This is a genomic window from Streptomyces sp. BoleA5 (assembly GCF_000373665.1).
In the GTDB taxonomy this organism is placed as follows: Bacteria; Actinomycetota; Actinomycetes; order Streptomycetales; family Streptomycetaceae; genus Actinacidiphila.
This window is the reverse complement of the sequence record NZ_KB892093.1, coordinates 1-12,889: the sequence shown is the minus strand read 5'-3', so window position 1 is coordinate 12,889 and position 12,889 is coordinate 1. Positions and strand designations below refer to the sequence as shown.

Sequence of the window (12,889 nt, the reverse complement as noted above, 5' to 3'; positions counted from 1 at the left end):
CAATGGTCCCGCCGCCGAGGCACCCGGCGAATCGGTACAGCAGAGACGAGGAAGAACCCGTGAGCGACGTCCGAAACGTGATCATCATCGGTTCCGGGCCGGCGGGATACACAGCCGCGCTCTACACCGCCCGCGCCTCCCTCAAGCCCCTGGTCTTCGAAGGTGCGGTCACGGCCGGCGGTGCCCTGATGACCACGACCGAGGTGGAGAACTTCCCGGGCTTCCGTGACGGCATCATGGGCCCCGACCTCATGGAGAACATGCGGGCCCAGGCCGAGCGCTTCGGTGCCGAACTGATCCCGGACGACATCGTCGAGGTCGACCTCGAGGGCGACATCAAGACCGTCACCGACTCCGCGGGCACCGTCCACCGGGCGAGGGCCGTCATCGTCGCCACCGGTTCCCAGCACCGCAAGCTCGGGCTCCCCAACGAGGACCAACTCTCCGGTCGCGGTGTCTCCTGGTGCGCCACCTGTGACGGCTTCTTCTTCAAGGACCACGAGATCGCCGTCATCGGCGGTGGCGACACCGCCCTGGAGGAGGCGACCTTCCTCTCGCGCTTCGCCAAGAGCGTGAAGGTGGTTCACCGCCGGGACACCCTGCGCGCCTCCAAGGCCATGCAGGAGCGTGCCTTCGCCGACCCGAAGATCTCCTTCCTCTGGGACAGCGAGGTCGCCGAGATCAACGGTGACGGCAAGCTCTCCGGCCTGGTCCTGCGGAACACCAAGTCCGGCGAGACCTCCGAGCTGCCGGTCACCGGACTGTTCATCGCGATCGGCCACGACCCCCGGACCGAGCTGTTCAAGGGCGTCCTCGACCTGGACGAGGAGGGCTACCTCAAGGTCGAGTCGCCCAGTACCCGTACGAAGATCCCCGGTGTCTTCGCCGCGGGTGACGTCGTGGACCACACCTACCGCCAGGCGATCACCGCTGCGGGCACCGGTTGCTCCGCCGCCCTGGACGCCGAGCGCTACCTCGCCGCTCTGAGCGACGCGGGCGGCGAGCACACCCGCGAGCCCGAGCAGACCGCCGCCGCGGTCGTCTGACCGCACCGAAAAATCAACTACCCGTCCTACACACCGAGGAGACAGCCGTGGCCGGCAACACCAAGACCGTGACCGATGCGACCTTCGACGAGGAGGTCCTGTCGAGCGACAAGCCCGTGCTCGTCGACTTCTGGGCCGAGTGGTGCGGTCCGTGCCGCCAGATCGCCCCGTCCCTCGAGGCGATCGCCGCGGAGCACGGCGAGCAGATCACCATCGTCAAGCTGAACATCGACGAGAACCCGGTCACCGCCGCCAAGTACGGCGTCATGTCGATCCCGACCCTCAACGTCTACAAGGGCGGTGAGGTCGTGAAGACCATCGTCGGCGCCAAGCCGAAGGCCGCCATCGAGCGCGACCTGGCCGACTTCATCGGCTGAGCACCGCAGACGGATGCGAAAGGGCCCGCCCCCGTGAGGGGCGGGCCCTTCGTCGTTCACAGGGGGCGCAGCGCCGGTTCCTTCTGCACGGCACCGAGCAGCCGGTCGATCGCCATCTCGACGTCCTCCTTCCAGGAGATCGTCGTCCGCAGTTCAAGCCGCAGCCGCGGGAACCGCGGGTGCGGCCGCACGGTCTTGAAGCCGACGGCCAGCAGGTGTTCGGCGGGCAGGACGCACGCGGGCTCCTCCCAGCGCGCGTCACCGAAAGCCTCGATCGCCCGGAAGCCCCGCCGCACCAGGTCCTTGGCCATCGTCTGCACCAGCACCCGGCCCAGACCCTGTCCCTGGAAGCCCGGGAGGATCCTGGCGGTCATCAGCTGGACCGCGTCGGCGGAGACGGGGCTCGTGGGGAAGGCCGTCGAGCGCGGCACATAGGCCGGCGGAGCGTAGAGCACGAAGCCGGCGGGCACCTCGTCCACGTAGACGACACGGCCGCAGGATCCCCACTCCAGCAGCACCGCGGAGATCCAGGCCTCCTTCTCCAGCTCCGGCTTGCCGGCCTGGACGGCGGCTTCTCCGCTTACCGGGTCGAGTTCCCAGAAGACGCACGCACGGCAGCGGTTGGGGAGATCCGGGAGGTTGTCCAGCGTGAGCGGAACGAGCCGACGGCCCATGAGGTCTGACCCTCGTTTCTGTCGTGGACCCAACTGCCGACGAAGCCACCCACGGCGCCCAGCCCGAGCCCCGCTGCGAGAAGGGCGGCCCTTTGCCAATCGTGCTCCACTCCAACGCGCCGCACCGATCGCATGAGCCCCTCCTCGGAGGTAGTGCTCCATCCCGTACGCATCGTATCCGCGGGCGGACAAGTCCGACACCGGAGCAACGCGAACGGCCCAGCAAAAAGCGGGTCACATCCCTCTCGGGATGCGACCCGCTCCGAAGTCGTGGTCCGTCACAGGACGGTGAGGAGCTCGGCGGTCACTCCTCCTCGTCGGTCTCCTCGGTGAGCGACCGCTGGAGGACCGTGCCCTCGCCGGGTGCCATCGAGCCGAGGATGCGCTCCAGATCTTCTATCGAGGCGAACTCCACGACGATCTTCCCGCGCTTCTGTCCCAGGTCCACCTTCACCCGGGTCTCGAAGCGGTCCGAGAGCCGCAGCGCGAGATCGGTCAGGGCCGGGGACATCCGCTTGGCGGCCCGGGGCGCGGGCGCCTTCCGGGCAGGCTGGGACTCGGAGTTCATCACATGCACGATCTCCTCGACCGCGCGCACCGAGAGGCCCTCGGCCACGATCCGGCTGGCGAGCCGGTCCTGGTCCTCCACGTCCTCCAGGGCGAGCAGGGAGCGGGCGTGCCCGGCGGAGAGCACACCGGCCGCCACACGCCGCTGTACGGGCGCGGAGAGCTTCAGCAGGCGAAGGGTGTTGGAGACCTGGGAGCGAGACCGGCCGATGCGGTCGGCGAGCTGCTCGTGGGTGCAGGCGAAGTCCTTGAGGAGCTGGTCGTAGGCGGCCGCCTCCTCCAGCGGGTTCAGCTGGGCACGGTGCAGGTTCTCCAGGAGGGCGTCCAGGAGAAGCTTCTCGTCGTCGGTGGCCCGCACGATCGCGGGGATGGCCTCCAGGCCCGCCTCGCGGCTGGCCCGCCAGCGCCGCTCGCCCATGATGAGCTCGTAGCGCTCCGACCCGACCTGACGGACGACGACCGGCTGCAGAAGGCCGACCTCCTTGATGGAGGTGACCAGCTCGGCCAGCGCGTCCTCGTCGAAGACCTCTCGCGGCTGCCGCGGGTTGGGGATGATCGCGTCCAGCGGCAGTTCCGCGAAGTACGCCCCCGCCACCATGGGCGGCTCCTGGGGTGCGATGGCCTCCGGCGTTTCACGTGAAACCGGGATCGTCGCGGTTCCCTCACGGCCCTGCTGATCCACCAGGGCCGCCACCTTGGCGGCGGCGACACCTCGTTCCGGCGCCAGGACCGGCGTGGCGGTCGCCGCCGTCGCCACCGCGGTCGCGGCTGCCGCGTCGGCACCGTTCGGTGCGGCGGGAATCAGCGCGCCGAGACCACGGCCGAGTCCTCTGCGTCGCTCACTCACTGGTTCCCCTCCGAGGTGTTCAGCTCTTTGAGCTCTTGGGTGCGTCCCAGGCCACGCATGGCCATCTCGCGTGCCGCTTCAAGGTACGACAACGCTCCACTCGAACCCGGATCGTAGGTCAGCACCGTCTGACCGTAGCTGGGGGCCTCCGAGATGCGAACCGAGCGCGGGATGCTCGTGCTCAGCACCTCCTTGCCGAAGTGGGTGCGGACCTCCTCGGCGACCTGCGAGGCGAGCCGGGTCCGGCCGTCGTACATGGTCAGCAGGATGGTGGAGACATGGAGCTTGGGGTTGAGGTGGCCCCGGACCAGCTCCACGTTGCGGAGCAGCTGTCCCAGGCCCTCCAGTGCGTAGTACTCGCACTGGATCGGGATGAGAACCTCGGCGCCGGCCACCATGGCGTTGACGGTCAGCAGACCGAGCGAGGGCGGGCAGTCGATGAGGATGTAGTCCAGCGGCTGCTCATAGGCCTCGATGGCCCGCTGCAGCCGGCTCTCCCGGGCCACCAGGGAGACCAGTTCGATCTCGGCACCCGCCAGGTCGATGGTGGCGGGAGCGCAGAAGAGGCCCTCCACGTCCGGCACCGGCTGGACGACATCGGAGAGCGGCTTGCTCTCCACCAGCACGTCGTAGATGGACGGGACCTCGGAGTGGTGGTCGATCCCGAGGGCGGTGGAGGCGTTGCCCTGGGGGTCGAGGTCGACGACCAGCACCCGGGCCCCGTGCAGGGCCAGGGAGGCGGCCATGTTGACCGTGGTGGTGGTCTTGCCGACCCCACCCTTCTGGTTGGCCACCACGACCACTCGGGTCTGGGGTGGGCGGGGGAGTCCTTCACCGGCCCGCCCCAGTGCCTCCACGGCCAGTTGGGCGGCGCGGCCGATGGGGGTGTCGTCCATCGGGGGCGGTGTTTCACGTGAAACATCGTCCCCGAACGGCTCGGTACGGGGACCGGGGACCGGATCGGTCATCGGTCCCGCGATGTTGGCGTCGGACCGCAAGGATTCACTCTCCTCGACTACAAGCTCGCAATGAACAGAGCCTGCCATGCTTTCGGGGTCGCGAACCAGTGAGGACCGTTCTCCTGTGGATGAATCCACCGGTTGAGTCACCGAATGGGTCATCTCGGCGGTCCGATGAGAGAGCGATTCGGCCGCGGCACGGGCCCGGCCAAGGATTCCTGGAAGCAGAAAGCGCCGTTTCACGTGAAACACGATGCGCAGCGCCGCGACCGTTTCCTACACGACACTCCGGATTATGTACGTATGGCCGTTTGTATGGAGCACAGCGGGCCGCGGTCAGCGCTGGCGGCGACGGCTCGCCCGGGCCGCCTTGGCCCGCCGGGTCGCCCCTCGCACACCTCCGGGGCTCTCCCCCGCGAGCACCCGCACCACGGTCGACAACGGTTCCACGATCCCCTCGCCGACCTGCACCACTGAGGTCTCCACCGCCCCGAGGCGGCTCAGTGCGGCACGCGCGGCCTTCAGCTCCTCCTCGGCCGTGTCCCCCTTGAGGACCGTCATCTCCCCGTGCGGACGCAGCAGCGGAAGCCCCCAGCCGGCGAGCCTTTCCAGCGGCGCCACGGCACGCGCCGTCACCACGTCCACCGGCGGCACCTTGCCGACCATCTCCTCGGCGCGGCCACGCACCACCACGACGTTGGACAGCCCCAGCAACCGCACGGCCTCCTCGAGGAAGGTCGTCCGGCGCAGCAGCGGTTCCAGCAGGGTGATGCTGAGGTCCGGCCGGGTCAGTGCCAGCGGAATGCCCGGAAGCCCCGCGCCAGAGCCCACGTCGCAGACCGAGACGCCCTGGGGGATCACCTCGGCGAGCACCGCGCAGTTCAGCAGGTGGCGCTCCCACAACCGGGGCACCTCCCGCGGACCGATCAGCCCGCGGCGCACGCCCGCGTCGGCCAGCAGTTCCGCGTACCGCACCGCGTCCGCGAAGCGCTCCCCGAACACCTCACGTGCCGCCTCCGGCGCCGGGGGAAGCTCCGCCGCTGCCTCCGTCACGAGAACCGTCCTTCCGTTGTTACGGGCTTTCACCAGGCTGACAAGGTTCGGCCCCGCCTGCGAACAGACGGGGCCGAGTGAGTACCGCTGAGACCGGGGGAGGTCAGGAAGCCGGGAGAACGACCACCCGGCGCTCGGGCTCCTCGCCCTCGGACTCGCTGCGCAGCCCCGCGGCGGCCACGGCGTCGTGGACGACCTTGCGCTCGAAGGGCGTCATCGGCTTGAGCTTGACCGGCTCGCCGGAGCCCTTGACCTCCTCGGCCGCCTTCTCGCCCAGCTCCGTCAGCTCGGCCCGCTTCTGCGCCCGGAAGCCGGCGATGTCCAGCATCAGCCGGCTGCGGTCGCCGGTCTCCCGGTGGACCGCGAGCCGGGTCAGCTCCTGGAGCGCCTCCAGCACCTCGCCGTCCCGGCCGACGAGCTTGTTCAGGTCGCGGCTCGACGAGTCGCCGACGATGGAGACCGAGGCCCGGTCTCCCTCGACGTCCATGTCGATGTCACCGTCGAGGTCGGCGATGTCCAGCAGCCCCTCGAGGTAGTCGGCCGCGATCTCGCCCTCCTGCTCGAGGCGGGTGAGCGCGTCCGTGGTGTTGCCGTCCGTCACGGCGGGACTCCTCTGCTACTTCTTCTTCGACAGGTTCGGCTTGTCCGCGCCGCTGCTCGGCTTGGGCTTGGTGCTCGCGGCCGCCCCGCCTCCCGGCTTGGGCTTGGTGCCACCGGCACCGGCCGGCTGCGCGGGGCCGCCCGTCTGGCGCTGGGACTTGGTCTGGCGCTTGGGCTGGGAACGCTTCACCGGCGCCGCGTCCTGCGGCTCCTGGGCGGCGGCAGGCTCGACCTTCAGCTTGCCCTTGGCCTTCAGTCGCTCTTCGCGCTGCTTGAAGGCGAGGCTGCCGGGGGTCGGGTTCCGGCGGATGACGAACATCTGCTGCCCCATGGTCCACACGTTGGTGGTCAGCCAGTAGATGAGGACACCGACGGGGAAGTTGATACCGAAGACAGCGAACATGATCGGGAAGACGTACATCAGCATCTTCTGCTGCTGCATGAACGGCGTCTTCACCGTCATGTCGACGTTCTTCGTCATCAGCTGGCGCTGCGTGTAGAACTGCGAGGCCGACATCAGGACGATCATGATGACCGTGACCACGCGGACGTCGGTGACCGAGGCGCCCAGCGAGGCGAGCTTGTCGGCGCTGTCGGTGAACTTCGCGGCGAGCGGGGCACCGAAGATGTGCGCCTTCTGGGCGCTGTTGACCAGGTCCTGGCTCATCACGCCGACCTGCTTGCCCTGAGCGATGTAGCTCAGCACGTGGTACAGCGAGAAGAAGAAGGGGGACTGCGCCAGGATCGGAAGGCACGAGGAGAGCGGGTTGGTGCCCGTCTCCTTGTACAGCTTCATCATCTCTTCGGACTGACGCTGCTTGTCGTTCTTGTAGCGCTCCTGGATCGCCTTCATCTTGGGCTGGAGCGCCTGCATGTTCCGGGTCGACTTGATCTGCTTCACGAACAGCGGGATCAGGCAGATCCGGATCAGGACCACCAGGGAGACGATCGACAGGCCCCAGGCCAGGCCGCCGTCCTTGTCAAAGACGAGGCCGTACAGCGAGTGGAACTGGACAATGATCCACGAAACGGCATCGTAGAGGGGGTTCAAGATCCCCACGGTCAGGCTCCTTGGGCATGAGGCGTCTCGACGGGCTCGGGAGTAACGGACCCGCCCGGTGCGTCACCCCGGAGGGCTTCGCGCAGGCGAGCGTGCCACGGCGGGCGCTTGCGCGGCGGAACATGGTCCACACCGCCCAGCGACCACGGGTTGCAACGCAGGATCCGCCACGCGGTCAGGGCAGTGCCCTTGATCGCGCCGTGCCGATCGATCGCCGTATACCCGTAGTGCGAACACGAGGGGTAGTACTTGCAGACCGGACCGAGCAACGGGCTGATGGTCCACTGGTAAATCTTGATCAAGGCCAGCAACGGGTACTTCATAGCGCCACCCCCAGGAGCCTCCCGAGGGCGGCATCCAGGTCTCGGGCCAGCTGTGAATGGTCTGCGTCACCCGCACCGGGCAGCGCTCGTACGACTACCAGGCTACCGGGGGGCAGCACGGACAGACGTTCGCGGACCAGGTGACGAAGCCGACGCTTGACCAGGTTCCGGGTCACCGCGCCACCGACGGCCTTGCTCACGACGAAACCCGCACGCGCCGGGGAGGCAGTCCCCCCCGCTGCGTGCGGGTCCCTTGTGTCACTGTCGGTGCGCAGGTGGACGACCAGGAGTGGACGTCCGGCCCGGCGTCCTCGACGCACCGCGATCGCGAAGTCCTGCCGCCGCCTCAGCCGATTCTCGGTGGGCAGCACGACTCACACCTCGCGCTTCGGTGCGATCAGGCGGACAGGCGGGCGCGGCCCTTGCTGCGGCGGGTCGCGAGGATGGCGCGGCCGGCACGCGTACGCATACGCAGCCGGAAGCCGTGGGTCTTGGCGCGACGACGGTTGTTCGGCTGGAAGGTGCGCTTGCTCACTCGGGGGCTCCAGGATGAATCGTGTGTGGGCGTCGCCTGGCTGTCACCGTGCGCCCACGAGAGAACTCGCGGAACATTCAGGTGTGCACCGCTTGACGATCACCTGAGTGATCCTCGCCCATCGGTAGGCAGGCGGCAGCAGCCATCGACAACTCGACCTGGTTACGGTACGCGGGGCCGCGCCGTCAGGTCAAACCAGCACCGGCGACGGACGTGGAGCGCCGCCATCCGGACGTGGTTTTGCACACCCTGTGGACAACGACTTGAACCAGGCAGGCCGCGCTGACTACCGTGGCTGAACTCCGAAACATTCCCGTCCGTCCCAAGAACCACACCTTCGTGGGACCCATCGGCACCAACCAGCGACCGAGAGAGCGTGCACTGTGGCTGACGTAACTGCCGATCTTGCCTCAGTGTGGCCCAGGGTCCTGCAGAAACTGCTCGCCGAGAGCGACGACATCAAGCCGAAGGACGCGGAGTGGCTGCAGCGGACCCAGCCGCTGGCACTCGTCGCGGGCACGGCGGTGCTGTCGGCCCCCAACGAGTTCGCCAAGAGCGTGCTGGAGGGACGGCTCCTCCCGCTGATCACCGATGTCCTCAGCCGTGAGTTCGGTCACCCCGTGGGCATCGCCATCGCCGTCGCCTCGGGCGCCGAACCGGAGGCGGCCCCCGCGCCGCCGGCCCCGGTCGCCCCCGAACCGCAGCCCCAGCCGCAGCCCCTCGGGTACGGCGTGGAGCCCCCCCGGTACGGCGAGCGGCCGCACGGCTACGGCGAGGTCCCGCGGATGCGCCCGGCCTACCCCGAGCACTCGGCCGGGCCCGGCGCCGGTGCCGGCGGCTGGCCGTCCCGTGACCCCGAGGACCGCTGGCAGCAGCAGCGGTTCGGCGACTACCAGGAGCGCGAGCCCTACCAGCCGCCCGCCTCCCGCTACGAGATGCCCCCGGCCCACCAGGCCCCCGCCCGCCCGGAGCCGGCACCGCCGCAGATGCCGACCATGCCGACGCCGCGCACCGGCGGCGGCAGTGGTGCCGGTTCCCCCTCGGGCGCCGGGACGGGGACGGGCGGGTCCGGCGGACCGGCCGAACCCACCGCGCGGCTGAACCCCAAGTACCTCTTCGACACCTTCGTCATCGGCGCCTCCAACCGCTTCGCGCACGCCGCGGCGGTCGCCGTCGCCGAGGCCCCGGCCAAGGCGTACAACCCGCTGTTCATCTACGGGGAGTCCGGTCTCGGCAAGACGCACCTGCTGCACGCGATCGGGCACTACGCGCGCAGCCTCTACCCGGGCACGCGGGTGCGCTACGTGAGCTCCGAGGAGTTCACCAACGAGTTCATCAACTCCATCCGCGACGGCAAGGCGGACGCGTTCCGCAAGCGCTACCGCGACATGGACATCCTGCTCGTCGACGACATCCAGTTCCTCGCGAGCAAGGAGTCGACGCAGGAGGAGTTCTTCCACACCTTCAACACCCTGCACAACGCCAACAAGCAGATCGTGCTCTCCTCGGACCGGCCGCCCAAGCAGCTGGTGACGCTGGAGGACCGGCTGCGCAACCGGTTCGAGTGGGGTCTGATCACCGACGTCCAGCCGCCCGAGCTGGAGACCCGGATCGCGATCCTGCGCAAGAAGGCGGTGCAGGAGCAGCTCAACGCCCCGCCGGAGGTGCTGGAGTTCATCGCCTCCCGGATCTCGCGGAACATCCGCGAGCTGGAGGGCGCGCTGATCCGGGTGACGGCCTTCGCGAGCCTCAACCGGCAGCCGGTGGACCTGCAGCTCACCGAGATCGTGCTGAAGGACCTGATCCCGGGCGGGGAGGACTCCGTCCCGGAGATCAGCGGGCAGGCGATCATGGCGGAGACGGCCTCGTACTTCGGACTGGACGTGGAGGACCTCTCCGGCTCCTCCCGCAGCCGGGTGCTCGTCACGGCCCGGCAGATCGCCATGTACCTGTGCCGTGAACTCACGGACCTGTCGCTGCCCAAGATCGGCGCCCTGTTCGGCGGACGCGACCACACGACCGTCATGCACGCGGACCGCAAGATCCGCTCCCTGATGGCCGAGCGGCGGTCCATCTACAACCAGGTCACCGAGCTCACCAACCGCATCAAGAGCTGACGCGGAGCCCTCCCGCACGCCTTCTCGTCCGTCCACAGCGCCCCGGGCCAACTCCCGGGGCGCTTCTCGTTGTTCGATAGCGCCGGCCGCGACCTGGGGACAGGAACGTCTCTCCACAGGACGGGGCGGTTTTCCCCCGTCCACAGCCTGGGGATGCCCGAGTTGTCCAGAACGTGTCCACAGGCGAGGCCGGCGGACACGCATTCGGGCTGCTGGGGGCCATGTGGATTTGTGGGCAACAGGGATCCACAGACTGTGGACGTTCCGGCCGCCCACATGGCCGCCCTCCCGGTTGTCCACCGCTCGCCCACAGGATGGGGCACGTTGTCCCCAGCCGGGGGCCGCTTCTCCACAGTCCTGTCCACTGTTCGGCAACGGAACGCACCCGCTCACCGGTCGGAGTGAACCGCATCACACCAACGTGGTGGGTTGGGCTGGGGAGAACCCGGGTATTCCTGGGGACAGCGCTGGGGAGAACCGGGGGTCTCCTGTGCATCGCGTGTGCACAACTTTCGGCCGTCCACAGATCGGGCTGGTTGTCCACGGGCTCCGCCCACAGGCGCGGTGGACAAAAAACAGGGCCTGACCTGCATCGGAACCACTTATCCACGGTATCCACACCCCCTATTACTACGACCAGGGATAGTTACCGGGGAATCTGCTTCGAAGTGGGTCCTGTGCACAACCGAGCCGCGGGCCGCCGGCCTCCCCGCCCCCCGGCTTGACCCCAACCCGCACCGCATGTCCGCGGCGGCTGTCAGACTGTTCCCGGCAAGAGGGCCAGCAGGGCCAAGAGAGTCGGCCACAGACAGCCAGCAACAGCAGGAGGCGGTTCCGGTGAAGATCCGGGTGGAGCGCGATGTACTCGCGGAGGCAGTGGCCTGGGCGGCCCGCAGTCTCCCGGCCCGTCCCCCGGTGCCGGTCCTGGCGGGCCTGCTGCTGAAGGCCGAGTCGGGCCAGCTGAGCCTGTCCGGCTTCGACTACGAGGTCTCGGCCCGGGTGTCCGTCGAGGCGGACGTGGAGGAGGACGGCACCGTCCTCGTCTCCGGCCGGCTGCTCGCCGACATCTCGCGCGCACTTCCCAACAGGCCTGTGGAGATCTCCACCGACGGCGTGCGGGTCACCGTCGTGTGCGGCAGTTCGCGATTCACACTCCACACCCTGCCTGTGGAGGAGTACCCGGCACTGCCCGCGATGCCGACCGCCTCCGGCACCGTCCCCGGCGAGGTCTTCGCCGCGGCCGCCGCCCAGGTCGCCATCGCCGCAGGCCGCGACGACACCCTGCCGGTGCTCACCGGTGTGCGGATCGAGATCGAGGGCGACACCGTCACCCTGGCCGCCACCGACCGCTACCGCTTCGCGGTCCGCGAGTTCCTGTGGAAGCCGGAGACCCCGGACATCTCCGCGGTGGCCCTGGTGCCCGCCAAGACGCTGCTGGACACCGCCAAGTCCCTCACCAACGGCGACTCGGTCGCCATCGCCCTGGCCGGCTCCGGCGCGGGCGAGGGCCTGATCGGCTTCGAGGGCGCGGGCCGCCGCACCACCACCCGCCTGCTCGAGGGCGATCTGCCGAAGTACCGGACGCTCTTCCCGACCGAGTTCAACTCCGTCGCGGTGATCGAGACCGCCCCCTTCGTCGAGGCCGTCAAGCGCGTGGCCCTGGTGGCCGAGCGCAACACGCCGGTCCGGCTGAGCTTCGAGCAGGGCGTGCTGACCCTGGAGGCCGGTTCCAGCGACGATGCACAGGCTGTGGAGCGGGTGGACGCCAAGCTGGAGGGCGACGACATCTCGATCGCCTTCAACCCGACGTTCCTGCTGGACGGCCTGAGCGCGATCGACTCGCCGGTGGCGCAGCTGTCGTTCACCACCTCGACGAAGCCCGCGCTGCTCAGCGGCCGTCCGGCCATCGACGCCGAGGCCGACGACGCGTACAAGTACCTGATCATGCCCGTCCGGCTGTCCGGCTGACGCGAGGCCTGTCCGGTCGCGTCGCCCTGCGGGAGCCGACGTAGGCTCGACGTAGGTCAGGCAGGCTTCGAACGAAGGATCAACGATGGAGCTCGGTCTCATCGGTCTCGGCAAGATGGGCGGGAACATGCGCACGCGCATCCGCCAAGCCGGTCACACCGTCATCGGCTACGACCGCAACCCGGATCTCGCCGATGTCCACAGCCTGCAGGAACTTGTGGACAAGCTCGCGGCCCCGCGTGTGGTGTGGGTGATGGTGCCGGCCGGCGCCGCGACCCAGTCGACGATCGATGAGCTCGGTGAGCTGCTCTCCCCCGGCGACGTCGTCGTCGACGGCGGCAACTCCCGCTGGACGGACGACGAGAAGCACGCCGAGGAGCTGGCCGCCAAGGGCATCGGCTTCGTCGACTGCGGCGTCTCCGGCGGCGTCTGGGGCCTGGAGAACGGCTACGCGCTGATGTACGGCGGGGAGGCCGAGCACGTCGAGAAGGTGCAGCCGGTCTTCAACGCCCTCAAGCCGGTGGGGAACTTCGGTTCCGTGCACGCGGGCAAGGTCGGTGCCGGCCACTTCGCGAAGATGGTCCACAACGGCATCGAGTACGCCATGATGCAGGCCTACGCCGAGGGCTGGGAGCTGCTGGAGAAGGTCNACTCGGTCACCGACGTGCGCGAGGTGTTCCGCTCCTGGCAGGAGGGCACCGTCATCCGCTCCTGGCTGCTCGACCTGGCCGTCAACGCCCTCGACGAGGACGAGCACCTCGAC

The 12,889-nt window shown here is 68.9% G+C and carries 13 protein-coding genes and 1 pseudogene; 5 read left to right on the top strand and 9 right to left on the bottom strand.

Annotated features, from left to right (window positions below):
• Positions 1–59: 59 nt before the first annotated feature.
• Both trxB and trxA read left to right on the top strand, forming a co-directional pair.
• Positions 60–1,046 (top strand): thioredoxin-disulfide reductase, encoded by a 987-nt coding sequence (trxB, locus tag B085_RS0108515; protein ID WP_018558152.1) that lies wholly within the window; start codon positions 60–62, stop codon positions 1,044–1,046.
• A 47-nt stretch (positions 1,047–1,093) separates the two neighbouring features.
• On the top strand, positions 1,094–1,423 hold the full coding sequence (gene trxA / locus B085_RS0108510; RefSeq protein ID WP_018558151.1) for a thioredoxin: 330 nt from the start codon (positions 1,094–1,096) through the stop codon (positions 1,421–1,423).
• A gap of 56 nt (positions 1,424–1,479) precedes the next feature.
• On the opposite strand, the gene B085_RS0108505 is transcribed toward trxA, so the two are convergent.
• From B085_RS0108505 to rpmH, 9 genes are all read right to left on the bottom strand, one after another.
• Positions 1,480–2,097, bottom strand: a complete 618-nt coding sequence (locus B085_RS0108505; RefSeq protein ID WP_018558150.1) for a GNAT family N-acetyltransferase — start codon at positions 2,095–2,097, stop codon at positions 1,480–1,482.
• Positions 2,098–2,401: 304 nt separating this feature from the next.
• Positions 2,402–3,511 carry a ParB/RepB/Spo0J family partition protein gene (locus B085_RS0108500; RefSeq protein WP_026250809.1) on the bottom strand — a complete coding sequence of 370 codons (1,110 nt, stop codon included), beginning with the start codon at positions 3,509–3,511 and terminating at the stop codon, positions 2,402–2,404.
• Positions 3,508–4,557: a ParA family protein gene (locus B085_RS0108495; RefSeq protein ID WP_078619815.1), complete on the bottom strand. Its 1,050-nt coding sequence runs from the start codon at positions 4,555–4,557 to the stop codon at positions 3,508–3,510. The genes B085_RS0108500 and B085_RS0108495 overlap by 4 nt, the downstream gene beginning before the upstream one ends.
• Positions 4,558–4,806: 249 nt before the next feature.
• On the bottom strand, positions 4,807–5,523 hold the full coding sequence (gene rsmG / locus B085_RS0108490; protein ID WP_018558147.1) for a 16S rRNA (guanine(527)-N(7))-methyltransferase RsmG: 717 nt from the start codon (positions 5,521–5,523) through the stop codon (positions 4,807–4,809).
• A 103-nt stretch (positions 5,524–5,626) separates the two neighbouring features.
• Positions 5,627–6,124: a protein jag gene (locus tag B085_RS0108485; RefSeq protein WP_018558146.1), complete on the bottom strand. Its 498-nt coding sequence runs from the start codon at positions 6,122–6,124 to the stop codon at positions 5,627–5,629.
• A gap of 15 nt (positions 6,125–6,139) precedes the next feature.
• Positions 6,140–7,183, bottom strand: a complete 1,044-nt coding sequence (gene yidC, locus B085_RS0108480) for a membrane protein insertase YidC (protein WP_018558145.1) — start codon at positions 7,181–7,183, stop codon at positions 6,140–6,142.
• Positions 7,184–7,185: 2 nt separating this feature from the next.
• On the bottom strand, positions 7,186–7,506 hold the full coding sequence (gene yidD, locus B085_RS41760) for a membrane protein insertion efficiency factor YidD (RefSeq protein WP_037731476.1): 321 nt from the start codon (positions 7,504–7,506) through the stop codon (positions 7,186–7,188).
• On the bottom strand, positions 7,503–7,877 hold the full coding sequence (rnpA, locus tag B085_RS46715) for a ribonuclease P protein component (protein WP_078619814.1): 375 nt from the start codon (positions 7,875–7,877) through the stop codon (positions 7,503–7,505). The genes yidD and rnpA overlap by 4 nt, the downstream gene beginning before the upstream one ends.
• 26 nt (positions 7,878–7,903) lie before the next feature.
• The gene (gene rpmH, locus B085_RS0108475) at positions 7,904–8,041 is read right to left on the bottom strand and encodes a 50S ribosomal protein L34 (protein ID WP_003975051.1); all 138 of its coding nucleotides are present in this window, start codon (positions 8,039–8,041) and stop codon (positions 7,904–7,906) included.
• A 383-nt stretch (positions 8,042–8,424) separates the two neighbouring features.
• Between rpmH and dnaA the strand changes: the two genes are divergently transcribed.
• The 3 genes and pseudogenes from dnaA to B085_RS0108460 all read left to right on the top strand — a co-directional run.
• A complete protein-coding gene (gene dnaA / locus B085_RS0108470) occupies positions 8,425–10,158 on the top strand; it encodes a chromosomal replication initiator protein DnaA (protein WP_078619813.1) in 1,734 nt (577 codons plus the stop codon).
• 837 nt (positions 10,159–10,995) lie between these two features.
• Positions 10,996–12,126, top strand: coding sequence for a DNA polymerase III subunit beta (gene dnaN, locus B085_RS0108465; protein WP_018558143.1), 1,131 nt, complete (start codon positions 10,996–10,998; stop codon positions 12,124–12,126).
• Between the two features lie 79 nt (positions 12,127–12,205).
• Positions 12,206–12,889 (top strand): annotated as a pseudogene (locus tag B085_RS0108460) (NADP(+)-dependent, decarboxylating phosphogluconate dehydrogenase); the annotation flags it as partial.

Coding starts and splice junctions, on each gene's coding strand:
- yidD (WP_037731476.1), bottom strand. CDS start 7,506: ATGAAGTACCCGTTGCTGGCCTTGATCAAGATTTACCAGTGGACCATC.
- B085_RS0108495 (WP_078619815.1), bottom strand. CDS start 4,557: ATGGCAGGCTCTGTTCATTGCGAGCTTGTAGTCGAGGAGAGTGAATCC.
- B085_RS0108505 (WP_018558150.1), bottom strand. CDS start 2,097: ATGGGCCGTCGGCTCGTTCCGCTCACGCTGGACAACCTCCCGGATCTC.